Source organism: Corynebacterium sp. HMSC074A01 (assembly GCF_001831515.1).
Lineage (GTDB): Bacteria > Actinomycetota > Actinomycetes > Mycobacteriales > Mycobacteriaceae > Corynebacterium.
This window is the reverse complement of record NZ_KV825615.1, coordinates 163,208-188,098: the sequence shown is the minus strand read 5'-3', so window position 1 is coordinate 188,098 and position 24,891 is coordinate 163,208. Positions and strand designations below refer to the sequence as shown.

Sequence of the window (24,891 nt, the reverse complement as noted above, 5' to 3'; positions counted from 1 at the left end):
GCCCCGACCAAGCAGACCCGCAACGAAAAACGCCGCCGCAGCCCATAAAGCTGCAGCGGCGTATACGCGAAACCTACGCCCGCGCGCGGTGCGCGAGCCTGTTGCCCAGCGACTGGATCGCTTGGACGACGATGATCAGGATGATCACCGTGGTGAGCATGGCCACCGAGTCGAATTGCTGGTAGCCATACGAGATCGCCAAGTCACCCACACCACCGCCGCCGATGGTGCCGGCCATGGCCGTGGCGGAGATCAGGCCGACGGTGGCCGTGGTCACGGCGAGGATGATAGAGGACTTGGCCTCCGGCAGCAGGAAGTAGCGGATGGTTTGGCTCATGCTGGCACCCATGGAGTCGGCCGCCTCGGTGATGCCCGGGTTGACCTCGAGGAGGGACTGCTCGATCAGTCGCGCGATAAACGGCGCGATGTACAGGGTCAGGGGCACGAGCGCGGCGGTGGTGCCGATCGCGGTACCGGCGATGACGCGCGTGAACGGAGAGATCGCCACGAGCAGGATGATGAACGGCAGCGAGCGGATCACGTTGACCACCACGTTGAGGATGCCGTAGATCACCGCGTTGGGCTTTAAGCCCCCGGGCCGGGTGATCACCAGCGCGAGCGCCAGCGGGATGCCGATGAGTGCGCCGATGAACAGGGAGATGCCGACCATGTAGACGGTCTCGCCGAACGAGTCGACGTACATCGATGGGGTGACGCGGGAGCCGGTGGTGTCGCGCCACCAGGAGTTGAGCTGTTCCATGGGTTTAAGCGTCCTTTCCGGTGATGCGGTTGACGGTTATGCCGTCGAGGCCCTCCAGCCAAGCCACCGCGTCGTTAAGCGGGCCGCCCGCGCGGAGGCCGAGGATGGTGGCACCGACGCTGGTGTCGGCGAGTTCCGTCTCGGCAGAGGACAACAGGTGCGCCTCGGTGTCGAAGCGGCGCGCTAGCTCACTAAAGACGTCGGCGACGGCGCTGCCGGTGTGGATCAGCTGCACGACCTCGTCGTAGTCGCCGCGTTCGATCGTGGCGCGCACGCTGTCGGGGACTGCGCGGGGGATCACCGTCTCCACGAAGCGCTGGGTGAGTGTGGCCTGCGGGTTAGCAAAGACCTCGGCCACCGGCCCGGACTCGACCAACCGGCCGGCCTCGAGTACGGCGACGGAGTCGGCCAGGCGCGCCACCACGTCCATCTGGTGCGTAATCAGCAGGATGGTCACTCCGAGCTTGGCGTTGATGTCGCGCAGCAGCTCGAGGATTTGGGTGGTGGTGAGTGGGTCGAGGGCGGACGTTGGCTCGTCGCAAAGCAAAATGCTCGGGTTGGTCACGAGCGCACGCGCGATGCCCACGCGCTGCCGCTGGCCGCCGGAGAGTTGGCGCGGCTTGTGGTCCGCGCGGTCGGAGAGTCCGACCATCTCGAGGACCTCGGCGACGCGGCGCGACACTTCGCCCTTCGGCGTCTTGGAGAGCAGCAGTGGCGTGGCGACGTTTTCCGCGACGGTCTTGGTCTCCAGGAGGTTGTAGTTCTGGAAGACCATGGAGACCTCGCGGCGCAGCTCGCGCAGCTGCTTCGGGCTGAGTTCGGCGGGCTGGCGGCCGAGCACAGTCACGGTGCCCGAGGTGGGCGTCTCCAGGCCGTTGACCGTGCGGATCAGCGTCGACTTGCCCGCCCCGGAGGTGCCCACGACTCCGGAGATGCCGCCGGTGGGCACGGTGAAGGTGATGTCTTCGAGCGCGGTGAACTCGCCTTTCGCGGTGTCGAAGACTTTGGACACGCGCTCGAAGGCGACCGCGGTGCCGGGGGAGTGCGTCATGAGCTACCTTTCCGGGCTACTGCAGGGATTCCGGCAAGAACCAGTAGTTGTTCTCGTTGTTGGCGTCGAAGTACTCCTTGAACTCGTCGGAGCGGTAGGCCTCGGCGACGGCCTCGGTCCACGGCTCGTCGACCTTGTCCTCGGTGGTCACGGCCACGAGGATGAGCTCCGGGCGCAGGTTCTCCTGGAAGACCTGCAGCTTGGGGTCCAGGCCCGCGGAGTACGACATGGAGCCCGGGATCACTGCCCAGTCGAGGTCGGGCAGGGAGCGCGAGAGATTTGCCGAGTCCATCGGCTTGATGTCCAGGTTGTGCGGGTTCTCCGCGATGTCGGACTCTGCGATCAGGGTCTCGTCGGCGTCGTCGCGCAGCGTGATCCAGCCGGCGTCGACAAGCAGGTGCAGGGCGCGCGACTTGTTGGAACCGTCCATCGGGATGCCCACGGTCTGGCCGTCGGCGACCTCCTCGATGTCGGTGTACTTGTCGGAGTAGAGGCCCGCCGGGACCGTCGGAACCTCGGTAATGGAGGCGAGGTTGCCGCCCTTTTCCTCGTTAAACACGTTCATCCACGCGGTGTGCTGGTCCACGTTCAGGTCCGCGGAACCCTCGTTGAGCGCGATGTCGGCCTGGGTGAGGTCGGTAAAGGAGGTGTATTCGACGGTGTAGCCGTCCTTCTCCAGGATCGGGCCCACGGCGTCCTGGAAAAGCTCGGAGTAGGGCCCCGGCGAGGTGGCGACGCGGATGGTCTGCGAATCGCCTTCGGCCGTGTCGCTCGACTCATCGCCGCAGGCTGTCAGGCCCAGCGTAAGTGCGGTGACGGTGGTCAGTGCTGCGATTTTCTTCAGCATGTTGGTCCTTTCAAGGGAAGTTCTATTCTCAACATACGGAATGATAAACCTCTTGGTACGTAAACTCAAGACAGATCGGTCTACGACAGAGCTTTTGCTTCTCGACGCCCACACGCCCACCTTGCCGCAACCTGAAAAAGTGCCAGCGCGCTTCGGGTGAGGTTGGAGTAGCCTTAAACCGTGACTCGACTCTTGGGTTTCGTGTTCGGGCTGGTAGGGTAGTGGGGTCAAATATGTACGGGTGAGCTTTTGCATGCCTTTTTGGTAGGTAGGGCCAGCTCGTGACGAATTCTGTTCGCGATCTCCTGCTTAAGTTTGCAGTGGGAGCCAGGAGGCTTTGTGTCCGCTATCTTTCAGGCGTTTAAGGACCATGATCTGCGCCGCAAGATTCTGATCACCCTTGCGCTGATGATTCTCTACCGCGTCGGTGCCCAAATCCCCACCCCGGGCGTGGACTACAGCTTGATCCAGTCCCGCCTGCAGGATATTTCCCAGGGCGACCAGGCGACGATGTTCTCCATCATCGGACTCTTCTCCGGCGGTGCGCTGCTTCAGCTGTCGATCTTCGCGATCGGCATCATGCCGTACATTACGGCGTCGATTATCGTCCAGCTGCTCACCGTGGTGATCCCGAAGTTCGAGGAACTGAAGAAGGAGGGGCAGGCCGGCCAGGCGAAGATGACGCAGTACACGCGCTACCTCACCGTGGCGCTGGCGCTGCTGCAGTCTGCGGGCATCGTGGCGCTGGCGGACCGCGAGCAGCTGCTCGGCCAGGGCATGCCGGTGCTGATCGAGGACCGCAACGTGTGGACCCTCGTGATGATGATCATCGTCATGACCTCCGGTGCGATCATCATCATGTGGCTCGGCGAGATCATCACCGAAAAGGGTGTGGGCAACGGCATGTCCCTGCTCATCTTCGCCGGTATCGCAACCAAGCTGCCGTCCGAGGGCGCGATCATTCTGCAGAACTCCGGCGGCGTGGCGCTCGCCATCGTGATCGCGGCGCTCGTCGTGCTGGTTGTCGGCATCATCTTCATCGAGCAGGGTCAGCGCCGCATTCCGGTGCAGTACGCCAAGCGTATGGTGGGCCGTCGCCAGTACGGTGGCTCCGCGACCTACCTGCCGCTGAAGGTCAACCAGGCGGGCGTGATCCCGGTCATCTTCGCGTCCTCGCTGATGTACGTGCCGGTGCTGATCACTCAGATCGTCACCATGAATGACCCCACCCCGCCGGATAACTGGTGGATGAACAACGTGATGGCGTGGCTGCAGAACCCGGGTTCCTGGCAGTACATCGTGGCCTACTTCGTCATGATCATCTTCTTCTCCTACTTCTACGTCTCCGTGCAGTACGACCCGGTCGACCAGGCGGAGAACATGAAGAAGTACGGTGGGTTTATTCCGGATATCCGCCCGGGCCGCCCGACCGCCGAGTACCTGGCGTACGTGATGAACCGCCTGCTCGTCGTCGGCTCGCTCTACCTGGCTTTCATCGCTGTTCTGCCGAACCTGGCGCTGGACGCGGGCCTGGCCGGCTCCGGCCAGATGGGTATGAGCGCGTTTGGCGGTACGGCTATCCTGATTATGGTGTCCGTGGCCCTGACCACGGTCAAGCAAATTGAATCCCAACTCCTGCAATCCAACTACGAAGGACTTCTGCGATAATGCGTCTCGTACTTCTTGGCCCTCCTGGTGCTGGCAAGGGCACCCAGGCCGCAATTCTTTCCGAAAAGCTCGGCGTCCCGCACATCTCTACCGGCGACCTGTTCCGCGCCAACATCGGCGAGGGCACCCCGCTGGGTGTAGAGGCCAAGAGCTACATCGACGCCGGCAAGCTCGTGCCTACCGACGTCACCGCGCGCATGGTGGAGTCCCGCCTTCAGGAGGAAGATGCGAAGGACGGCTTCCTGCTCGACGGCTTCCCGCGCACGGTGGAGCAGGCAGAGATCCTCACCGAGCTGCTGACCAAGGCAGGCCAGAAGCTGGACGGCGTGCTGAACTTTGTGGTTGACGAGGACGTGGTGGTCGAGCGCATGCTCGCCCGCGGCCGCGCCGACGACAACGAGGAAACCATCCGCACCCGCCTCGGCGTCTACCGCGACGAGACCGCTCCGTTGATCGACCACTACGGCGAGGAGATCATCTCCATCGACGCTGTCGGCGACGTGGACGAGATCAACGCCCGCGCGATGGACAAGCTGAACGCGCTGAAGTAGCAGCGTCAACGACGGGGGCCGGTGTATCGCCTACACCGGCCCCGTTTTTCGTTTTCACGACTTAAAGGAAGGCAGGACAATGGGATTCCGGAAGCGCAAGATCGCCGCGAAGTCGGCCGCGGAGTTGGACGCGATGGAGGCCGCCGGGCGCATCGTCGGCCTGGCGCTGAACGCAGTCAAGGCGGCCGCCCGCCCCGGGGTAAGCACGCTCGAGCTGGACGAGATGGCCGAGACCGTGATCCGCGAGCACGGCGCAACCCCGACGTTCAAGGGCTACCAGGGCTTCCCGGGCTCCATCTGCGCCTCGGTCAATGAGGTTGTCGTCCACGGTATCCCGCACGCGGACACTGTGCTCGCGGACGGCGACCTGGTCTCCATCGACTGCGGCGCCACCCTCGACGGCTGGGTAGGGGACTCCGCGCTGAGCTTCGGTGTGGGTACGCTCGCCCCCGAAGTCGACGCGCTCAACCGCGCCACCGAGTGGGTGCTCCACGAGGGGCTCAAGGCAATGGTGCCGGGCAACCGGCTTACCGACGTCTCGCACGCGCTCGAGCAGGCCACCTACCGTGCCGAGGAGCGCTTCGGTGTCACCCTCGGCATCCTCGATGGGTACGGCGGCCACGGTATCGGCCGCACCATGCACGAGGATCCGTTCCTGGCCAACGAGGGCAAACCGCACCGCGGCCCGGTCATCCAGGACGGCTCCGTGCTCGCGATCGAGCCGATGCTCATCCTGGGTGGCGAGTTCGACTCGCGCGTGCTTGCCGACGACTGGACGGTCGTCACCGCCGACGGTTCACCCGCCGCGCACTGGGAGCACACCGTGGCCGCCACTGCCCAGGGTCCCCGCATCCTGACCCCGCGCGAGGCAGACTCTCCGCGCGCCTAACTGTTCAAAACTGCCAAAAGGTGGTTAGACTGCTGTCTATGTCTTACAAACCTCGCCACGCGAAGCCCTCGGCCACCAAGCGTCGTGCCGCCGCCTTCGCTGCTGCCGCAGGCGTGTTTGCCTCGCTTGCTGTCAACCCGACCACCGCAGAAGCCGCGCCGGCACCTCAGCAGCCTGTCGGCGGGTCTTCCATCGCCCAACTGTCTTCCAACTCCGGCCTGGACGTGTTCCTGAAGAGCGCGAACACTCAGCTGGAGAACCTGGGCTCCAGCACCGACCAGGCAGTGCGCGACGCGGCCTGGAACCTGCGCAACAGCCTGCGTGCCCAGGCCGACGGCCTCGCCGCGATCAACCCGGACCTGCCGGCGCAGGCCAAGGCGTCGATCGACCAGACCGTCGAGCGCCTCTTCCCGGGGCTCATCGCCGAGCGCACCCCGAAGCCGAAGCCCAAGCCAAAGCCGAAGCCGCAGCCGGCTCCCGCCCCGGCACAGGCTCCGGCCCAGCAGCAGCGCCCGGCCTTCGATTACGGCCCGTGCCCGAAGGACGCCAAGGCCTGCGTGGACGTGGACGGTCGCCGCTCCTGGCTGCAGAACAACGGCCAGGTCTACTACACCGCTGACCTCGTCGGCCCCGGTCGCCCGGGCCAGGAGACCCCGCGCGGTACGTTCTACGTCAACCGCAAGGTCAAGGACGAGATCTCCTACGAATTCAACAACGCCCCGATGCCGTACGCGACCTACTTCACCTACAACGGCATCGCCTTCCACCAGGGCGACCCGACGATCCTGTCCGCTGGCTGCGTCCGCATGTACCAAGCTGACGCGCAGCGTTACTTCAACGATCTGCAGATCGGCGACAAGGTCTTCGTTTACTAATCGCGCCTGAACTCAAAACCCCGCCTCCCGCGTGCGTACCGGGAGGCGGGGTTTGTGTTGTCGCAGGTAAATGGCTATAGTTGTCGTTTGGTGTGCAAGCACTGCATGTTTCGCTATGTTTGGCACCGAGTAGCAGACGTGAAAAACGACTAGTACCTGCATAAATGCGGGGCAGTAGGAAGTGGATTGAATGGCAAAAGAAGGCGCAATTGAGGTCGAAGGCCGCGTAATCGAGCCGCTGAAGAACGCAACGTTCCGCGTTGAGCTTGATAACGGGCACACCGTCCTTGCTCACATCAGTGGCAAGATGCGCCAGCACTACATCCGCATCCTCCCTGAGGACCGCGTCGTCGTGGAGCTTTCCCCGTACGACCTGGACAAGGGACGTATCACGTACCGCTACAAGTAAGTACGTAAGCCTCCTTACCCAGGCGCGGCACGCACTGTGTCGCGTCGTCTACCTCCGGCCACGGTGGCTGGAGCCGCGTGAACCACAACCCATCCTCCGGCTCGGCCCGGACAAAGCGTTGTTTGGCGTGGACGGGTAGGGAGAAAACCACCGTAACAACCCGAAAGGAACGTAGCCACATGGCACGTCTCGCTGGTGTTGATCTCCCGCGCAACAAGCGTATGGAGATCGCTCTCACCTACATTTACGGCATCGGGGCTACCCGTGCTAAGGAACTGCTCGAAAAGACCGGCATTTCTCCCGACCTGCGTACGGACAACCTGAGCGACGATCAGCTCGCAGCTCTGCGCGACGCAATCGAGTCCTCCTACACCGTTGAGGGCGACCTGCGTCGTGAGGTGCAGGCAGACATCCGCCGCAAGATTGAAATCGGCTCCTACCAGGGTCTGCGCCACCGTCGTGGCCTGCCCGTCCGCGGCCAGCGCACGAAGACTAACGCGCGTACCCGCAAGGGCCCGAAGAAGACTATCGCAGGAAAGAAGAAGTAACCTATGCCACCGAAGACTCGTTCCGGCGCGCGTCGTCGCGTCGTAAAGAAGAACGTGGCCGCAGGCCACGCCTACATCAAGTCCACCTTCAACAACACCATCGTGTCCATCACGGACGCCAACGGTGCTGTCATCTCCTGGGCCTCTTCCGGCCACGTCGGGTTCAAGGGCTCCCGTAAGTCCACCCCGTTCGCTGCGCAGATGGCTGCCGAGAACGCTGCCCGCAAGGCAATGGATCACGGCATGAAGAAGGTTGACGTCTTTGTCAAGGGTCCCGGCTCCGGCCGTGAGACCGCTATCCGTTCTCTCCAGGCTGCTGGCCTGGAGGTGTCCTCGATCTCGGACGTGACGCCCCAGCCGTTCAACGGCTGCCGTCCGCCGAAGCGTCGTCGCGTTTAAGGCAGAAAGGAAAAGAGGTAAAACACCATGGCTCGTTATACCGGCCCTGCTACCCGTAAGTCCCGTCGCCTCCGCGTCGACCTCGTCGGCGGTGACATGTCCTTCGAGCGTCGCCCGTACCCCCCGGGGCAGGCTGGCCGCGCTCGCATCAAGGAGTCCGAGTACCTGCTCCAGCTGCAGGAGAAGCAGAAGGCTCGCTTCACCTACGGCGTGATGGAGAAGCAGTTCCGTCGCTACTACGAGGAGGCCAACCGTCTCCCCGGTAAGACCGGCGATAACCTGCTGATCCTGCTGGAGTCCCGTCTGGACAACGTCGTCTACCGCGCTGGTCTGGCTCGCACCCGCCGCCAGGCTCGCCAGCTTGTTTCCCACGGTCACTTCACCGTGAACGGCAAGCGCGTTGATGTCCCGTCGTTCAAGGTGACCCAGTACGACATCATCGACGTCCGCGAGAAGTCCCGCAGCATGCTCTGGTTTGAGGATGCTCAGGACAACCTGCTCGACGCCGTCGTCCCGGCATGGCTCCAGGTCGTTCCGGACACCCTGCGCATCCTCGTGCACCAGCTGCCCGAGCGCGCTCAGATTGAGGTGCCCCTGCAGGAGCAGCTCATCGTCGAGCTTTACTCGAAGTAATCACTTCGTCTCGCGCCCTTTGCTTATCGACGAAGCGTGGCGCGAAAACTTCCAACATCATCCGTTCCTACCGGCTTCATATAGCGGGAGCCGACAAAGGAGAAGTTCATGCTCATCTCTCACCGTCCGCAGTTGACCGAGGAGTACATCGATACCAACCGCTCGAAGTTCGTCATCGAGCCGCTCGAGCCTGGTTTCGGCTACACCCTTGGTAACTCCCTGCGCCGTACGCTGCTGTCGTCCATCCCGGGCGCGGCCGTGACCTCCATCAAGATCGATGGTGTGCTCCACGAGTTCACCACGATTGCTGGCGTGAAGGAGAACGTTTCCGAGATCATCCTCAACATCAAGGACATGGTCCTGTCGTCGGATTCCGACGAGCCGGTCGTCATGTACCTGTCGGTTGAGGGCCCCGGCGACGTCACCGCGGGCTCCATCGAGCCGCCTGCCGACGTGGAGATCCACAACCCGGATCTGCACATCGCCTCCCTGAGCGAGGGTGCTCGTCTGGAGATGGAGCTTGTCGTCGAGCGCGGCCGCGGCTACGTCCCGGCCATGCCGAACTCGGGCGGGGAGCCCGGCCGTATCCCGGTCGACCAGATTTACTCCCCGGTCACTCGCGTCGCCTACAAGGTTGAGGCGACCCGTGTCGAGCAGCGCACCGACTTTGACAAGCTGATCATCGACGTGGAGACCAAGAACTCCATGGCAGCGCGCGACGCGCTGGCGTCGGCAGGTTCCACCCTGGTGGAGCTGTTCGGCCTGGCCCGCGAGCTGAACACGGAGTCCGAGGGCATTGAGATCGGCCCCTCCCCGCAGGAGTCCGAGTACATTGCCGCGTACAACACGCCGATCGAGGACCTGAACTTCACCGTCCGCTCCTACAACTGCCTGAAGCGCCAGGAGATCCACACCGTCGGTCAGCTCGCAGAGTGCACCGAGTCTGAGCTGCTGGATATCCGCAACTTCGGCCAGAAGTCCATCAACGAGGTCAAGATCAAGCTCGCTTCGCAGAACCTGACCTTGAAGGATGCACCGGAAGATTTCGACCCGACCCAGATCGAGGGCTACGACGCCGAGACCGGCGACTTCGTTGACCCGAGCGGGGACGAGACCGAGTAAAGCCGAGTCCATAAAAGAGCACGCGCTCAACTAACGCACACGAGGAGTACGAAAATGCCTACCCCGAAGAAGGGTGCCCGTCTCGGAGGGTCCGCTAGCCACCAGAAGCACATTCTGTCCAACCTGGCTATGGCTCTCTTCCAGCACGGCGCTATCACCACGACCGATGCGAAGGCACGCACGCTGCGTCCCTACGCTGAGAAGCTGATCACCAAGGCAAAGAAGGGCACCATCGCGGACCGCCGCGCCGTTGCCGCTGAACTGCCGAACAAGGAGGTCGTCGCTTACCTGTTCAACCAGCTGGCCCCGATGTTCGAGGGCCGCGAGGGCGGCTACACCCGCCTGATCAAGCTGGAGAACCGTCCGGGCGACAACGCCCCGATGACGCAGATCTCGCTCGTCCTCGAGCAGACTGCCGCCAACGAGGCTGAGCGCACCGCCCGCGCCGCAGCTTCCAAGAAGGCTGAAGAGGAGAAGGCCGAGGAGGCCGAGTCCGCTGAGGCTTCTGAGGCTGAAACCGAGGCCAAGGAGGACTAGTTCCTTCTCGCCTTGTGGCTTAGGCCCCACCCGACACGTTCGGGTGGGGCCTTTGTGCGTCTCTAGATAGCGCAAGTTGGACAGCGTTTGTCGGTCCCCAAACAGGGATAAACGCTGTCCTACTTGCGCTAACTGCGTGGAACGACCGCAAATGTCGAGACCGGGTTGTCGATCACCCGTGCAGAAACCGATGATCTCGACCTGCCGGTCTCGACATCTAGCGCGGACACACTCGAACAGCCCGGGCAGCGCGCAAAGAATAACGCCGCCACAGCCCGTAAAGCCGCAGCGGCGAAAACGCGCAACCCACGCCCGCGCGCAATCCGCGAGCCTGTTGCCCAGCGTCCGGTCGGCGGGTTGGGGGCGAAACGAGCACGCTTGCCCGCTTCGCCCTAGCTGCCGCTCTAGGCGCGTTTCCTCAACCGGAACGCTATGCCAGCAAGACCGATTCCGGCCAGCAACCACAGCACCAAGGCCCTGCTGCCGGTGAGGGGCAGAGCACCTTGCTCCACGTTGGCCACTTGAATGATGGCCGGTTTGTGAGCCTCCGGCTTCGCTTCGACGAGGGTGATGAGTCCGGAATTCTCCGTTAGGCCAGCGATGGAGATTCGCAGGTCCGCGAGGGCCGGGTCGTTCGCCGCTGCGACGGTGAACTTCCATGCACCGGGCAGGAGTGAGGCACCATTGCCGGCCTTGGTTTCCACCAGGATGTAGGTTCCCGGCTCCAGGCGCGTGGTGAACGTGTTGCTCGCTTCGCCGGCCGCGCCATCGACGGTGGTCATCTCGGAGACCTTGTCAGCCAGGGAGCCGTCGGCAGCCGTGCCGTAGATGGAGAACTTTGCACCACCCAGGGCGGTGATGAGGTCTGCCTGGACTTTTTGGACCTGGACTTCGGCGTCCTTGCGGTAGATGCCGTTGGTGATTGCGGCAGTAGGCAGCTCGCCGTTCAGCGCGACGCCCTCCGCGCCGATTGCGTGGAGGAATTCCTCGCCCTGATCGTCATAGGTGGTGTAGTAGGGGGTCATCCGCAGGTTCTCTGCATCGAGCCTTTCTTGTACCTCCTGTGGCGGGGCCTGCTCTTTAACGATGCACTCGGAGCCCCGGGGCATCGTGGCAGGGGCAGCCCAGTTGCCATCCTGGCGGCTGAGCGTAAAGCTTCCCGTGGAGGGGAAAGGCTCGGGCTGGCCGCCAACGAGGTTCTTAAAGGTGCAGGCGTAGGTGAACTCGAAGGAGTCTGCGCCGGTAACGATTTCCGACACCTTGTACCCAGCGAAGTCCTTGGACACCGCAGGAGCCAGCTGCAGCACCGTGTACGTGGGTGCAATGATGACCCGATCAGTGCCGGAGCCCTGGGTCTGCACCTGGAGCGGCTCGGTTACGGCGGCGCTGGCGATGACCCCGGTGGTCGCATCGCCGCGGGTGTGCACGCTGCGCCCGTCCACGTTGACGAAGTCGTACCCTGCGGCCAGGGCCTCCGCATTCGACGTGACCTCGCAGGCAGTGCCCACGGTGAAGTCACCGATTGGGGTGGCCGGCGCCCCGGACACCAGAGTCACGGACTTTTCTTCCCTGGTGCCGAGTAGTGGATCCGCGCACACCACGGAAGGCTTCAAGATATTCGGCAGCCACTCGGAAACATCACCACTGCTTACCCGGTCTTTGGCAAATTCCGCGGTGATGGTCGTGGTGTCCAGCGTGTAGGAGTTGGTCACCTGGAGCGTGTGGCGGTCACCCTCCGCCTCGCCAGAGAGGTCCGCGTTGTTGCGCACCAGTTCACTGTCGACGGCAAACGTGGCACCGCGCTTGCCCTCGGCAGGGGAGGGGACCGGCCCAGGCTGCGGTGCAGCTCCGTTGTCCACGGTCGTCGTAGTAAAGCTGGTTTCGACCGTGCTGCCCACCGTCACGAGGGTGCCGTTGGCGCCGGGGACCTCGAACTGCGTCTGTGGCTCGTCCTCGATGAAGGTACAGACGAAATTGGCGGGCACCTCCATGGTGTCACTGGTGACCTGGGAAGCACCGTCGGTAGTGGAGGCCGGGACATACGTCAGCTCGCCTTGACCGCCACCCGGCGGGAACTTCACGGACGCGGTGCGGGTGGGGTCTGCAATGAAGGGGTGCTTCGGGGCTGAAGGATCCGTGCAGCGCAGCGTACCCGTTGCGGGCGCGAGTTGAGTGTTTTGGGCCAGCTTCTGACCTTGTCTTTTGTCCAGCTGCTTGTGCACGCTGACCGGCACCGTGAAGAAGTCGTAGCTGTTCCACAGAACGGCGGTGTAGTTGAAACCGGCGTTGCGGATTTCATAGGTCGCGGCGTGCGGAGTACCCGGAACGACGGCGCACTGATCGACATCGCTACAGCGGTTTTCGGTGGCAAAACCGGTCTCGCTTTCGTCGACCGCCCAGCGCGGACGCCAGGTGGAGTAGAAGGCGTCACCTTGCTGCTCAGGATCGTTGGCTTCTGGGTCTTTGACCTTGGCGGGATCCTCGCTGAGGCGGCAGCTAGCACCGACCGGGATCCCCTCGATGGCACTCTCCGGGGCTGCGGAAAAGCGGCCCATGCGGAGCACACCGGAGCCGACCTCCACGCCGTTGAGCGTGCAGGTCCACGCCACCGGGAACTGCTTTTCGGCGGAGACGGAGGGCATGCCGGTGCCATCTACCTTCTTCTTCACGTGCATCGAAGCGGACTTGATGTCGTAGGCGTTGGTTACGGTGACCGCAGGAGCGGTGGCACTTGTGCCGGTGCCAACCTGCACGGCGGCCTCGTTGCCCTGTGTGGTGGTGCCGCCGACGTCGATGCTGACCTCCGGTGCCCCGGAGTAGACGGTGCTTTTCGCCTCTTCGGTGACCGTGCACTCGCTGCCCGCCGGCACCTTCAGCGCCGCAGGCGAACCCGGTCCAAACTCTGCTGCGGTCTGCAGCACAGTGTGGGTATTACGAGTACACACGACCGAGGAACTGAACAGCGGGTCCTTGAAAATCGCCTGGTAGACCGGAGAATCCGACGCCAAGGGGGCACCATCTTGGGTGACGTGAAGCGCCTTGAACAGGTTCATCTCCGCGAAAACCGGGGTATAGGTGAACTGCGCTCGAACCAGCTCACTCTGGTTTCCGCTCCCAACGGTTAGGTGAAAGCGGGCCGGCCCGTCAGCGGTGAGCGTTTCCTCCGTGTTGAGCGGAGGACCAGCGGTGAAGAGCACCTCGCGGGAGAAGACGTCCGTGTACGGCTTGTCAGCGCGGCCTTCTTCCACGGTCACTGTGCAGTAGTCACCACCGCGCACGTTGTCTACGATGACGGACTGGGGGCCGTCGGCCGCAGAAGCAAAGACGGTTTCCCTACCGAGATTAGGTGCAGAGCCGTCGTTGGGCGTGCAGACGTAGTTCACCGTGTACTCACGCGGCAGGTAGACGTCGGCGTCGGGTGCCTGCAGCAGCGCCCGGGAGAAAGCAATTTCGAGCACCTTAGCCGGCTCAGCCAGAACCAGCTCGACGTCGAGGTCGTTGGGTCCTGCGTGCACGGTGTATTCCGGGTACTGCAGCGCGGTGCCCGGCTTCTGTTCCACCTCGAGATCCTCGAGGTCCTCCGTGGGGGTCACGCTGATGCTGCACTTGGTGCCTACGGGCAGGCCGCGGGCGGCGTCGTAGCGCTCGCTCATCCCGCCCTGGGCTTGCACCTCCCAGGAGTCACCGTGGCGCAGCGACTTCATCAGCTTGAGGGGGCTGCCATCGGGCAAGGTGCACACTGCGTTGACGTTGCCTTCCACACCGGTGAGGTCGTTGGTGTTGCTCGCATTGACGTTGTCGGTGTTGACCCTGTAATTGAGGGTGAGCTGGCCGTAGTTGTCCTCGATGGTGTTTTTCACGGTGGCCGTGATCGGCTCTGCGGATGCGGCCCCGGCGTCGGCAGGGATGTCGACGGTGACGGGTCCCGGCAGGGTGAAGTCGTAGGCCTCGGAATCAAAGCCTTCCGGCATCTTCTCCTCGATGGTGCATGTGGATCCGGCCGGGACATCCGCGATCTCTACTTGCTTGGCGGAGTTGATGGCGAAGTCCTTCGGGCCAAAGACCTGCCAGGTGCTGTCACCTGCCTGGGTGCAGACCATGGTGACCGGGAAGTCGGTGCCGTGGAATTCACCGCCCGCAGCGCCCGCGAGTTCCTTGGCCACGTCCACCTGCCGCAGATTCCTGCGGAACTCCAGGTGCGCGGACATGGTGAGGGCTTCGCTCTTGTCATTGAGCTCCGGGTAGACATAGGAGTAGTTGCCGGGGCACTCGCGCGGGCTCGGGGTGTAGCCCGGGGACGCAGCGGTGTCCTTCATACATGCCTGCGAGGACCACTGCGGCTTAGCGAGGGAAAAGCCCTGGGCAATAGGGTCGGCGGAGGAGCCGTCTGCGGTGGGTTTGCCGGTGACCTCGTAGAGGCACTGCGTCCCCACGGGGAAGGAACCGAGTGTGGCGCTGCCGCTGAGCGTGCCGTTGGACTCGCTGAGCGGAACTTGGATGGGGTTCTCCCCGTCGCCAGGCACGAAGATGGGGGACAGGCTCGGGTTATCGGCGATTTCGGGGCGGTCGCCGGCGTCCGGAATATAGCGGCAGCGGTAGTTGACCCACACATTCCTCGGTGCGAGGTCGGTGTTTCCACCCCGGAAAACCTCGGGGTTGTCTACGGTGATGTTGACCTTCTGGGTGACGTGGGGCGAGTCATACACGTTGGTCGCCTTGAGCGCTACGGCACCGCCGCGCTGGGCGGGCATCGCTTCGAAGGCGGTTTGCGGGTGCTGGGCGGCCTCTGCCGGTGAGTAAGGCTGGAGCTGCTTATCGACGTACCACTGGTACCCCTCTCCAGCCACATCGCGAGTGAGTTTCCCGGGGACTTCCTTGCCGTTGAGTTCCCAGTTGGTCGTGCTGGAGAAGTATCCCGGTCGGGTGCGTGGCTCGAGCTCGGTGACGGTGCAGCTCGCGCCGACTGGGATGCGCTCGTCGATAGTGTAGGGCAAGGTGGTGCCTCCATCGAAGGCACCAGCCAACGGGGAGTCCTCAGCAAACGCGGGCGAAAGTATTCCCTTGAGGGTGAAGGGGTGTGTTTCCGAGTACGGCGCGCCGATGTCGGTGCACCGGTAGGCAAAGTGGAATTGCCCGTACTCTTCGGAATTGAGTGCGTGGTTGACCGGTCCGGTGGCCTGGATGAGCTTGGAGATGGATAGCTGCGTGGTTTCTCGGAGTAGGAAAGCGCAGTGATAGCTGACGTTGCGCTCGCGTGTGAAGTTCGCGGTGAGCTTGTCGCCGTTACGCTCGACCTTTTCACCGCTGACTTCAGTCCATTCCTGCTGCCCCGGCTGCTGGGCGAAGCACTGCGCGTCCGCGTGCATTTCCAGCGGCGCATTGAGCGTGTAGGACATCGCGGCCTGCGAGGCGGGCTGGTTGCCTGGGATGGACTCGCGGGCAAAACCATCTGCGGGATCGGTAGGAACGATTGCCGTATAAGGCTTCGTGGGGTTGGGAACGATCTCTACGCCGCGCCCCGAGACACGCTCGACGAGCTTTTGGTTTTTGTCCACCACGTTGACGCTGGCGGTAAGGCAGGGGCTGACGAAGTCCGCGATGCTGAACTGCTCGCCTTTGCGGCCGGTATTACTGGTCTGAATTTCCGGATTACTCGGAACCCACACGCTGTAGTAGGCGTTGCTATCGATGGAGGCCGAGGCTAGCTCCTTCAGCAAGCTAGGCCCAGTGAGGTAGTACAGCGCCGAATTGTCGGACTGGAAGATTTTGAAGCCGTAGGAATCACCCCTGTTGGGGTTCGCATCCCTGGGGCTGCGGTCGTAGTACCCAGGAACCGCGACACCTGGCTCATCGGGATAGTGCTGATTACCGAAGCCCACAGGGATCACCTGCACGCCTTTGGCGGCCAACTTACGAATGATGTCCTTGGTGGCGTCGAGCTCCTGCTGATCCACTCCGCGCGCGCTGCCGCCGTCGTTGACAGTGCCGTCCGGGTTGAGCATGGCGGTAGGCCCCCACTCGGTGAACACCATGACCTGGTCATAGCGGGCGCCCTTGTTGATGTCATTAAGTACTGCTACCAGGCCAGCGTGCATGTTGTGTGTTTCATTGGAACCGCGACGCCGAGTGTCTGACAGCCTATTCGCCAGTGTTGGATTGAGCTTGCCGGGATTGTGGGGATCTGCAATAGGCGTCTCGCTCAGGTTGGGTGAGTTAACCAGCGTTGCCGGGGATACCGAATCATAAGTGTAGATACCGACCTTGGCTGCCGGGTCCTTCTGAAGAAGAGACTCGAGACCCGGCTCGAGCATGCGCGAAAACAGCTGGGGGTACTCAAAAGTGCCAAAGTGCAGGTAGTCTAATCCGATCCTGTGGGAAGCGTCGATGACCACCGCGGTGGACGTGCCGCAGCGAGTATTCGGCTTGTCCCACGGCTGCGCAGCCGGGGTTGCCGGGGGATTCTGCTGGGCTTGTGCGGTGGGAGCAGAGCTACCGGGGAAGGGCAGGACGACGAAAACAGCGGCAATACTGAGGACGATGACAGCGAACAACGCCATCATCCGCGCGCTGAGCGTCTGTATGCGTTTCATCGTTGGTCTCCTGTCTGCATTGTGTCCCGTGTGCCTCTACTCACCAGGCCGAGACCGACAAGGATGGCCAGGCCTGCCGCTGCGAGCAGCCACCACACGTTGGTGCCGGTGGAAGCCAACCGGTCCGACCAGCGCGTACCACCGTGTGTGCCGGGTGGCGTCTGCGCCAGACTGGTGGTGGAAGAGGCGGGTGGGGTGGCAGGCCTCGAGGAACTTGGTTGTTGTGGGTAGCTAGGCTCCGCCCACGACGGGATGGTTGGCGTGGGCTTTTGCTCCCCGCCGCTGCCGCCAGGGAGGTTCTTGTGTTTGGGGTAGACCTTCACACCGGCGAGCGCTTTACCGGTCTGGGGATCACGCACAGGCACGGAGAAATCCACGGAGCGGTACTCGGGGTTTTCGGGGAAAGTGAGCGTGTAATGCCCATCGGCGACATCCTGAAAGTCCACGGCACCGCCTACGGTGCGCAGAGTGGTGCGGTTGCCGGAGGCGTCGATAAGCACAATGGGCACGTCCTCGACGTTGATTTGGGGAGCGTCACCATTAGGGTTGCCGGGGTCGAGCTCGACATTGACGACGGTGGCCGCGGCCGGAGTAGCGCTAAGCAACAGGACGAGTGCTGCTGTCGGCAGAATCTTGGCGCGCATTCATCCTCCTTCGAGCAAAGTACGCCAGCACAATCAGGACGATGAGGACGAGGACCAGGACCATCCACCACTGGATGCTGTTCTTGCTGTCAAAGGCATCCTCGGCGGCCGGATCGTTGGGAACGCGATGGGCATGCACGAGCAGGCGGTGCGAGTTGATGCCGTAGGGAGTGCAGGTAATCAGCGTGATGAGATCCTTGCCGGGAACCGGCTGCAGGGAAGAGATTTCCGTTGGCAACACGGTCTCGATGCTGTGGACCTGATAGGTCATCTGCTGACCCGCCACGTTGAGGTAGATGCGATCGCCTTCGATGACCTTGTCCAGGTCGTCGAAAAGCGTGGCGTGCGCAAGCCCCGTGTGGGCGGTGAGCACCGAATGCATGCCCTCACCACCGACCGGCAGCGGGGAGCCATAAAGATGGCCGATGCCTCGCTCCAGCACCTCGGGCTCTGTGCCGTGGTAGACGGGAAGCTTGACCTTGATGCTGGGGATGGCAATCACGCCCATGGGATCTTCCGGGTCGCCTGTGACGTTGAGTTGCTCCAGGTAGTCCTGGTAGGGGCGGTTGTCTTTGGCCACACGGGCCAGCCAGGGGTCAAGGATTGGGGCACCGGCATTTTCCTTGTTGTAGGCGTGCGCCGCGTCGATAAGCTCGGTGAAATCCTTGCCCTTGACCGTCGAGTTGCGGTAGGCATCCGCGATACTGGCCTGCTTCTCATTCTGGTAGTAGGTGGTGACTACGGGGTAGAGCAGCACGAGCAGGCTGGCGATGAGAAACAGGACGGAGAGCATCGAGCGGCCACGGCCGCGCGATGTCTCCGCAGGGGAGGATCCGGCAACAAGTGCGCTGCTCAAGGGGAAATCCCCTCCCTTTCCTTCCTATAATGTTGTCGCGTAGCGCCGACCACGCGGAGGCGCTTAGGCCTTCTTGCGCGACAGGGCGATACTGATGGCGGCCAATGCGAGGCCAAAGGCGATGATGAGCCAGACACCCAAGCCACCGGTCAGCGGCAGGCGGTCAAGGATGCCGCTGGTCTTCGCGTTCTGGATGTCGGCGGTGGCGTTGTAGCGGGCCTCGTTCACCGGGGTTGCGGTGTCATCGTCCGCAACGGGAGCGGTGAAAGTCAGCAGCACCGGTGCGGAGGACAGCGCGTAGCCGGCGGGGGCCTTGGTCTCCACCAGGCAGAACTGGGTGGTGTTCTCAAAGCCCTTAATGCTGGTCCAGAAGTCATCGGCGTTGCCCGTGGAGTCCACGCGGTTGTAGGTGAGATCCTTGATGAGCAAGGTGCCTTGATCGCTGGTGGTCCAGGTGTCCGTAGCCCCCAGCGTGAGGGCATCACCGACCGCCTTGCCGTCAGCGTCGCAGCGGTGCAGCTGGAACTCGGCGCCAGCCAGCTTGGTCTGTGCATTGGCGGCGTCGAGCTTGTTGACGGCGATGTCCGCGAAATTCAACGTGGCCGGAGCGCTGGTGGTGGTACCCGGCCTGGTGCCGTCGCCTGGGTTCTCGGGGTCCCACGGCTCGGGATCCGTAATTTCATCCGGCAGGGCCCAGGCAACGTTGTCGAGGGTTTCCGGAATCTCGGTGACAGGCGCGTCGAAAGTGACGCTGAGCTGCTTGGCCTCCACGGCGTTGGTGTCGTTCAACTCGGCTGGGTTGATCTGCACGCGCAGCACCCAGCGGCCATCAACCTGGTGGGCCTCGGTGGCGAACTGCGAATTCTGCAGCTCGGTGCCAGCGAAGTTCACCTTGATGTTGGTGGGCTCACCCAGCGTTGCGGGCAGCTTATCGGTGATCGTGAAGGCCTTGGGCAGCGCCGTCCCCGGCTGCAACTTGCCATCCTGGCCCTGGGAAGGCGCGGAGATGACCGGCACGGTCGAGTCAACCTGGTACTGGATGGAGTCGCCCACGTGCAGGCCGGGACCGGTGTTGCTATCGATGATCTGGTTGATCTTCTTGGTGGGCGCTTCCGTGACCTGGTTCTTGGGGTAGATGTGCACCGTATCGAGCCAGCCGTCGCCGCCCGGGTTTGTCATCGGCACAGTAACTAGGAAGGGGGCGGATGGGGTCACGGCCTTGCCGTTCGAGTCCACCTGGTTGGCAGGCTCCTCTACCAAGTAGAGGCCGGCGGGCAAGTCGGAAAAGGCGGCGGTGCCGTCGTTGACGGTTTTCTTGGTCGTGGTCTCGCCCTTGGTGAACCCGTCAGGCAGGGAGCCGTTGTCCTGCAGCTGAATGCCGGAAATGGCCGTCCAGCCTTCTTGCTTAGTCAGGTCGATCGGCCCGTTGGCGTTGTTCACGCGTGAGACGGTGAAGGTGATGCCCGCACCCGGATCTCCGGCAACGGTCTTCTCGGTACCGTCTGCCTGGGTATTCTGCGGGAGGCCGAGGATCTTGTGGATCTGCAGGTTACCGGTAGCGGGGATACCCTGGGCAACGGAGTTCGCCGGCGGAACCGGCTGAGAGAGTGCAGTCGGGGCAACGCCCACGCCGCCGATGAAAAGCGACGTTGCGGCAACAGCAGCGATGAGAGAACGGGCGGCACGTGTGGTCATGGGACTCAGCTTTCGGGGGAGAATGCGCGGTGCGCGAGAAAAATCATGGCTTCCAGCCAATGCATTATATTTGCTTGGCAATCACCTGGCAACACTTAAGTATCGCTGACAAATGGCTACTGAAGTGGGCTGATTGCTGAAGAATAGCTAAAGGGATTACTAATTCTATTGATGTTCGGGATACTCTATGCACTAGAGTGCATAAAAGCAGACCACGATGGTCTCGCTTTTGCACTTCTTGAGCCGTGTCGTCAGTGAGCCGGTCCATCCCATGCCCCACCTGCTAGCCTTATCCGAATGACCACACCGCCAGCATCGGGCACGGACATGCGCTTGCGCCTGGATATCGCCTACGACGGCACGGACTTCCACGGTTGGGCTCGCCAAACCTCGGGCGTGCGGACCGTGCAGGAGACCATCGAGGACGCGCTCGCGCTCGTACTGCGCACCCCGGTGTCGCTCACGGTGGCCGGTCGCACCGACGCCGGTGTGCACGCGAGCGCGCAGGTCGCGCACACGGATATTCCGCAGGCCGCGCTCGAGCAGCGTTCCATCGACGGCGACCCCACCAAACTGGTGCGCCGCCTAGCCAAACTTTTGCCCGCCGACGTGCGGGTGCTCGACGTCCACGAGGCACCACCAGCCTTCGACGCCCGCTTCGCCGCCCTGCACAGGTCGTACACCTACCGCGTGACCACCAGCCCCGCCGGTGCCCTGCCGACGCGCCGCGCCGACACCGCCGTCTGGGGCAAGCCTGTCGACCTTCACCGCATGCAGCAGGCGGCGGACCTGCTCGTCGGGCTGCACGACTTTGCGGCTTTCTGCAAGCCGAAGCCGCACGCGACCACGATCCGCGACGTCCACGCCTTTACCTGGCACGACGTGAGTACGCAGCACGAGCTCGAGGTCTACGAGGCCCGCATCACCGCAGATGCTTTCTGCTGGAACATGGTCCGCGCTCTGGTCGCGACCTGCCTGAAGATAGGGGAGGGCAAGCGGCAGGAAGAATGGGTCGCGCAGCTGCTCGAGGCGACGAAGCGGGACTCGCAGGTGCCACTCGCCCCGGCGTGCGGACTAACGCTGACCGGGGTGGAGTACCCGCACCCTGATGCCTTTGCGAAGCGGACCGCCGTGACACGCGACCGACGCACGTTGCCGGAGGACTAAAGGCCTAGAATACTTTTCACGCACACATATCCGAGGAGGGACAATGACACCTGCGGCAGTAGCTGTGCTTGCCATACCGTTCTTCCTCCTCCCGGGCCTGGCGTTTAACCTCGTCGCCGGGGTAAAAGGCCCGCACGCGTTGGCGATGGCGCTGCCGGTCAGCTTTGGCATTTTCGGCATGAGCGCCTGGATATGGGGCCTGACCTCTGCACCGCTGAACCTGTGGACTTACGCGGTGAGCCTGGTGTTCGCGCTCGCGGCGGCTGCGGCGTGGCGCTACGCCTTTGCGCGGAAGGCGCGGCGCGGCGGGCGCATCTCGTGGCGTCGCGCGCTGTTTCCGGGCAAGTGGAAGAAGGGCAGTATCCTCGACCCCTTCTGGCTCTTGCCGACGGCCGGTGTCGTCGGCGGATCCTGGATGCTTATCTCGGACCGTTTAGGTTGGTTGGTGCGCTCGCCGCACGGCGCCTACAACATCGTGCAGGGCTGGGACGTGCAGTGGCATGCGAACCTGGTGCGCTTCATCATGGACACCGGCGTGGCTTCGCCGACGCGGATGGGCGAGCTGCAGAACGTCGAGACCCACGCCAACCTGCTGTATCCTTCCGCGTTCCACACCGGCATCGCGCTGTTCGGTGAAGCGGCTGGGCTGGACCCGATCCCGACGCTGAACATAGGCATGATCGTGCTCACCGGCATCGCGCTGCCGATCACCGCGGCGTGCCTGGCGTTCGCGTTTACCGCTTCACGCGGGCTGACGGCGCAGATCGCGGCCGGGCTCGCTGCCATCTTCGTATACGGCGCGCCGCAGCTTGCCTGGGTGGGCGACTTCGTCGGCATGTGGCCCTACCTGTTCGCCATGTCGCTGACCGGCACAGTGATCTACCAGTTCACACGCCTGCCCGCCCGTCACGCGGGTGCCCTCCCGGCTACGGTGGGGCTGCTCGGCGTGCTCACGGCGCACCCGGCGGCGCTGACCGTCGTGGTGCTGGGCGTGGGCCTGTACTGGCTGACCTCGACACTCATCAGCCCGGAGCGCGGCCGCCTCTCCGACACCGTGTGGATGGCCGTCCCCGGTGCCGTCGCCGCGTTTGTGTACCTCCCGCAGGTGTTCGCCGGTTCGGAACAGGCCGGGGAAGTTTCCGGCTGGGCGACGAAGGAAAGCAAGGACTTCGACAGCGGGTGGGACATCGCCTTTTCCATGCAGACCCGCCACGTCCACGAGTTCTTCCCGGACTACGACGCCACCGTGTGGCTGTGGCTGGCCGGTTTCGGCGCGCTGGTGTGCCTGCTGTGGCGCCGCCAGGTGTGGCCTGCGCTGTTCTACGCCCTGTCGCTGACCATTACCGCCAACGCGATCGCACCCGTGGCGGGCCCGCTCAGCGGTCTGCTCACGCTGGCGGGCAACCTGCACTACAACACCGCCCACCGCCTGATCTTCCCGGTGGTGCTCAGCGTGTTGGTGGCTGCCGCGATCGGAGTTGCCGCTATGGTGCGCCTGTTCACACTCGCGCCGGTTGCTGCACGCTTGGGGTCCAAGGCGTGGGAGCGGGGGACAGGTGTGGCGTCGATAAGCATGGCCCTTGTGGTGGCGATGATTGCCGCGCCGACGGTGCGTGACACCGCTGTGGCTGGCGCGCAGTCGGCGTTTCTGGACGCACGGGTGGTCGACCGCATGGTCAGCGACGACGACCGGGCGGCCTGGGACTGGCTGGCCACGCAGCCTGCAGCTTGGGAGGGCACGATCTTTGGTGACCCCGCCGACGGGCACAGCTGGGGGTACGCCTACAACGGGCTGCCGATGCTGTCGCGGCACTACCTGTGGCCGACCGGCGGGCGTGGGTCGAATACGGACATTGCGTACTGGCAGGCGCGCGAGATCGGCGAGGGCCTGCGCGGTAATGCGGACGCGGAGAACGTGGTGGATCGCGCCGCAGCCGAGCTGGGGATCAAGTTCTACATGCTCAGCCCGTCAGCTTTCTGGCCGTTCCAGCTCGAGCGCCTGCAGATGCAGCGTGGCTTTTGGACCTCGCGCGGGCTCACGCCCGTCTACCGCAAGGGCGATGTGGTGATCTTCGCGGTAAACAAGGAGTTCACCCAGGACGAGCTTGAGCGCATGCTTGCCGACGCCCGCGAGCACGGCTCCGACGACCTCTTCGTTGAGGCACCTGCTGGCACTGCGGAGTTTGCGCCCCTGCAGTAAAATGAAGCGGCCTGGCTCGGGGGGAGCCAGTGACCGCACAACACGCATCGGGGGACAAGACCTATGGCGCGCTTGCTGCCAACGACAAAGACGCAGGTTTCCGGGCACCGCTTTCTGCGACGCAGGGTGGAACACGGCCTGATCCTGGGGGATATCCGCATGATCCACGATCCGCTTTCCTCGCGGCGTCGCGCCATGATCTTCGGGGTGGTGGCGGTGGTGATGATCTCGGGCGTCATGGGACTGTTCGCCTGGATGCGGCCGAACCCGAATCCGGGCGAGGCGGCGATTATCCGCGCCACCGACGGGAGCCTGTTCGCGCGGGTGGATGACACCGTCCACCCGGTGACGAATCTGACTTCGGCACGCCTGATCGTGGGTGCGCCGGAAGAACCGGTGCGGGCCGGCGACGAGCACTTGGCAAAGCTCGCCCGCGGCGTGCCCGTCGGCATCGGCGTCGCTCCTTCGGTGTTCGCGCCGGAGGACGCGGCGGATACGTACTGGTCGGCGTGCACGGTACCCGGCGAGCGAGACGCCGAGCCCGAGGTGGTGGTGCGCGCGGTGGACGCGCAGGTGCCGTCGCTTGGGCTGGAGTCCGCGATCGTGGCGGAGGTGGATCACCGCGACTGGCTGGTTACCGCGCAGGGACGCACCCAGCTGCCGCCGTCGACAACCCCGGACGGCCGGATCGTGCGCCGCGTCTTAGGGATTGATGCGTCCACACCGCGTTGGCGTCCGCCCGCGCAGCTTTTCGGAGCGCTGCAGGAGCAGCCGTCGTTTGCGCTGCCGGATCCGCTGCCACGCGTGCTGCGTACCGGCGAGCGGGAATGGGCTGAGACCTCCGGCGGCGTGCAACCGATTACCAGCGTGCAGACGGAGATTCTGCTGGAGGCGGGCGCGCAAGTCACGGAGGTGCCCGCCCAGGCTGTGGCGGAGAAGCCCGACGCGGAGAACCCAGCGCCGATCCGCTTGCCCGAGCATGATCTGCGCCTGCTCGACCCAGCGGGCGAGCCCGCAGACGAGCCGGAGGCGACCTGTATTACAGAAGACGGCGGGGCGGCGACGCTTCCCGCATCAGAGGCGATGGCCGGCCACGTGCGCCTTTCCGGCGCAGGTGCGGCATCGTATTTTGTCGGCCTGCCGTCCGGCGCGGTAGCCGTGGACACCGGCAACGGCTACCACGTGGTGGACCAGACAGGCCTGCGCCACGGCGTGCCGGACGAGGCGACCCTCGAGGCTATCGGTGCCGCCAAGGTGGAGCAGGTGCCGTGGCGACTCGTGCAGCTGCTACCGCGTGGGGAAGCGCTAGAGCGAACTGCGGCGCTCACGGCGACGTACTAAGTCTTGACTTGGCTCAAATTGATGCCGAAGTGTTGGGCCGGTTTTGGGCTCTTCCGCGGCCGGAAAAGCTGACAGCGAAGCACACCCGACGGCCCTGGTCCAAATGGAG

General features: G+C 63.8%; 20 protein-coding genes. 13 read left to right on the top strand and 7 right to left on the bottom strand.

The features are described from left to right. Positions 1-73 precede the first annotated feature (73 nt). Genes HMPREF2550_RS04625 through HMPREF2550_RS04615 form a run of 3 tightly spaced genes read right to left on the bottom strand, consistent with a single transcriptional unit; the run spans position 74 to position 2,658 of the window. On the bottom strand, positions 74-760 hold the full coding sequence (locus HMPREF2550_RS04625) for a methionine ABC transporter permease (protein WP_070790009.1): 687 nt from the start codon (positions 758-760) through the stop codon (positions 74-76). A 4-nt stretch (positions 761-764) separates the two neighbouring features. Further along, positions 765-1,811 (bottom strand): methionine ABC transporter ATP-binding protein, encoded by a 1,047-nt coding sequence (locus HMPREF2550_RS04620; protein WP_070790007.1) that lies wholly within the window; start codon positions 1,809-1,811, stop codon positions 765-767. Between the two features lie 16 nt (positions 1,812-1,827). Next, positions 1,828-2,658 (bottom strand): MetQ/NlpA family ABC transporter substrate-binding protein, encoded by an 831-nt coding sequence (locus HMPREF2550_RS04615; RefSeq protein ID WP_070790005.1) that lies wholly within the window; start codon positions 2,656-2,658, stop codon positions 1,828-1,830. 339 nt (positions 2,659-2,997) lie between these two features. Here HMPREF2550_RS04615 and secY point away from each other — a divergent pair, with 339 nt between their 5' ends. The 10 genes from secY (at position 2,998) to rplQ (ending at position 10,289) form a co-directional block, all read left to right on the top strand. Next, positions 2,998-4,326 (top strand): preprotein translocase subunit SecY, encoded by a 1,329-nt coding sequence (secY, locus tag HMPREF2550_RS04610; protein ID WP_038588416.1) that lies wholly within the window; start codon positions 2,998-3,000, stop codon positions 4,324-4,326. Then, on the top strand, positions 4,326-4,877 hold the full coding sequence (locus HMPREF2550_RS04605; protein WP_038588421.1) for an adenylate kinase: 552 nt from the start codon (positions 4,326-4,328) through the stop codon (positions 4,875-4,877). Before secY ends, HMPREF2550_RS04605 begins: the two co-directional genes overlap by 1 nt. Before the next feature lie 79 nt (positions 4,878-4,956). Continuing rightward, complete coding sequence (gene map / locus HMPREF2550_RS04600; protein ID WP_070790004.1) at positions 4,957-5,766, top strand: type I methionyl aminopeptidase; 810 nt, start codon at positions 4,957-4,959, stop codon at positions 5,764-5,766. Between the two features lie 38 nt (positions 5,767-5,804). Continuing rightward, the gene (locus tag HMPREF2550_RS04595) at positions 5,805-6,641 is read left to right on the top strand and encodes a L,D-transpeptidase (RefSeq protein WP_038588430.1); all 837 of its coding nucleotides are present in this window, start codon (positions 5,805-5,807) and stop codon (positions 6,639-6,641) included. Between the two features lie 190 nt (positions 6,642-6,831). After that, entirely contained in the window at positions 6,832-7,050 is a 219-nt protein-coding gene (infA, locus tag HMPREF2550_RS04590) for a translation initiation factor IF-1 (RefSeq protein WP_038588435.1), read from the top strand. Positions 7,051-7,229: 179 nt separating this feature from the next. Continuing rightward, the gene (gene rpsM / locus HMPREF2550_RS04585; RefSeq protein ID WP_038588440.1) at positions 7,230-7,598 is read left to right on the top strand and encodes a 30S ribosomal protein S13; all 369 of its coding nucleotides are present in this window, start codon (positions 7,230-7,232) and stop codon (positions 7,596-7,598) included. 3 nt (positions 7,599-7,601) lie between these two features. Further along, on the top strand, positions 7,602-7,997 hold the full coding sequence (gene rpsK, locus HMPREF2550_RS04580) for a 30S ribosomal protein S11 (protein ID WP_038588443.1): 396 nt from the start codon (positions 7,602-7,604) through the stop codon (positions 7,995-7,997). Positions 7,998-8,024: 27 nt separating this feature from the next. Continuing rightward, positions 8,025-8,630, top strand: coding sequence for a 30S ribosomal protein S4 (rpsD, locus tag HMPREF2550_RS04575; protein ID WP_038588446.1), 606 nt, complete (start codon positions 8,025-8,027; stop codon positions 8,628-8,630). A gap of 108 nt (positions 8,631-8,738) precedes the next feature. Next, on the top strand, positions 8,739-9,752 hold the full coding sequence (locus tag HMPREF2550_RS04570; RefSeq protein ID WP_070763249.1) for a DNA-directed RNA polymerase subunit alpha: 1,014 nt from the start codon (positions 8,739-8,741) through the stop codon (positions 9,750-9,752). Between the two features lie 54 nt (positions 9,753-9,806). Continuing rightward, a complete protein-coding gene (gene rplQ, locus HMPREF2550_RS04565) occupies positions 9,807-10,289 on the top strand; it encodes a 50S ribosomal protein L17 (RefSeq protein ID WP_070790002.1) in 483 nt (160 codons plus the stop codon). A gap of 404 nt (positions 10,290-10,693) precedes the next feature. On the opposite strand, the gene HMPREF2550_RS04560 is transcribed toward rplQ, so the two are convergent. The 4 genes from HMPREF2550_RS04560 to HMPREF2550_RS04545 form a co-directional block, all read right to left on the bottom strand. Further along, positions 10,694-16,879: a DUF5979 domain-containing protein gene (locus HMPREF2550_RS04560; protein WP_070790001.1), complete on the bottom strand. Its 6,186-nt coding sequence runs from the start codon at positions 16,877-16,879 to the stop codon at positions 10,694-10,696. Further along, a complete protein-coding gene (locus tag HMPREF2550_RS04555) occupies positions 16,876-17,523 on the bottom strand; it encodes a hypothetical protein (RefSeq protein WP_070789997.1) in 648 nt (215 codons plus the stop codon). Before HMPREF2550_RS04555 ends, HMPREF2550_RS04560 begins: the two co-directional genes overlap by 4 nt. Further along, a complete protein-coding gene (locus HMPREF2550_RS04550) occupies positions 17,477-18,379 on the bottom strand; it encodes a class C sortase (protein ID WP_070789996.1) in 903 nt (300 codons plus the stop codon). Before HMPREF2550_RS04550 ends, HMPREF2550_RS04555 begins: the two co-directional genes overlap by 47 nt. A gap of 63 nt (positions 18,380-18,442) precedes the next feature. Beyond that, the gene (locus HMPREF2550_RS04545) at positions 18,443-20,074 is read right to left on the bottom strand and encodes a SpaH/EbpB family LPXTG-anchored major pilin (protein WP_070789995.1); all 1,632 of its coding nucleotides are present in this window, start codon (positions 20,072-20,074) and stop codon (positions 18,443-18,445) included. Between the two features lie 297 nt (positions 20,075-20,371). Between HMPREF2550_RS04545 and truA the strand changes: the two genes are divergently transcribed. From truA to eccB, 3 genes are all read left to right on the top strand, one after another. Continuing rightward, positions 20,372-21,241 (top strand): tRNA pseudouridine(38-40) synthase TruA, encoded by an 870-nt coding sequence (truA, locus tag HMPREF2550_RS04540; RefSeq protein WP_246819761.1) that lies wholly within the window; start codon positions 20,372-20,374, stop codon positions 21,239-21,241. A 43-nt stretch (positions 21,242-21,284) separates the two neighbouring features. Continuing rightward, positions 21,285-23,441: a DUF6541 family protein gene (locus tag HMPREF2550_RS04535; RefSeq protein ID WP_070789993.1), complete on the top strand. Its 2,157-nt coding sequence runs from the start codon at positions 21,285-21,287 to the stop codon at positions 23,439-23,441. Positions 23,442-23,504: 63 nt separating this feature from the next. Continuing rightward, the gene (eccB, locus tag HMPREF2550_RS04530; RefSeq protein WP_070789992.1) at positions 23,505-24,782 is read left to right on the top strand and encodes a type VII secretion protein EccB; all 1,278 of its coding nucleotides are present in this window, start codon (positions 23,505-23,507) and stop codon (positions 24,780-24,782) included. Positions 24,783-24,891: the final 109 nt, after the last annotated feature.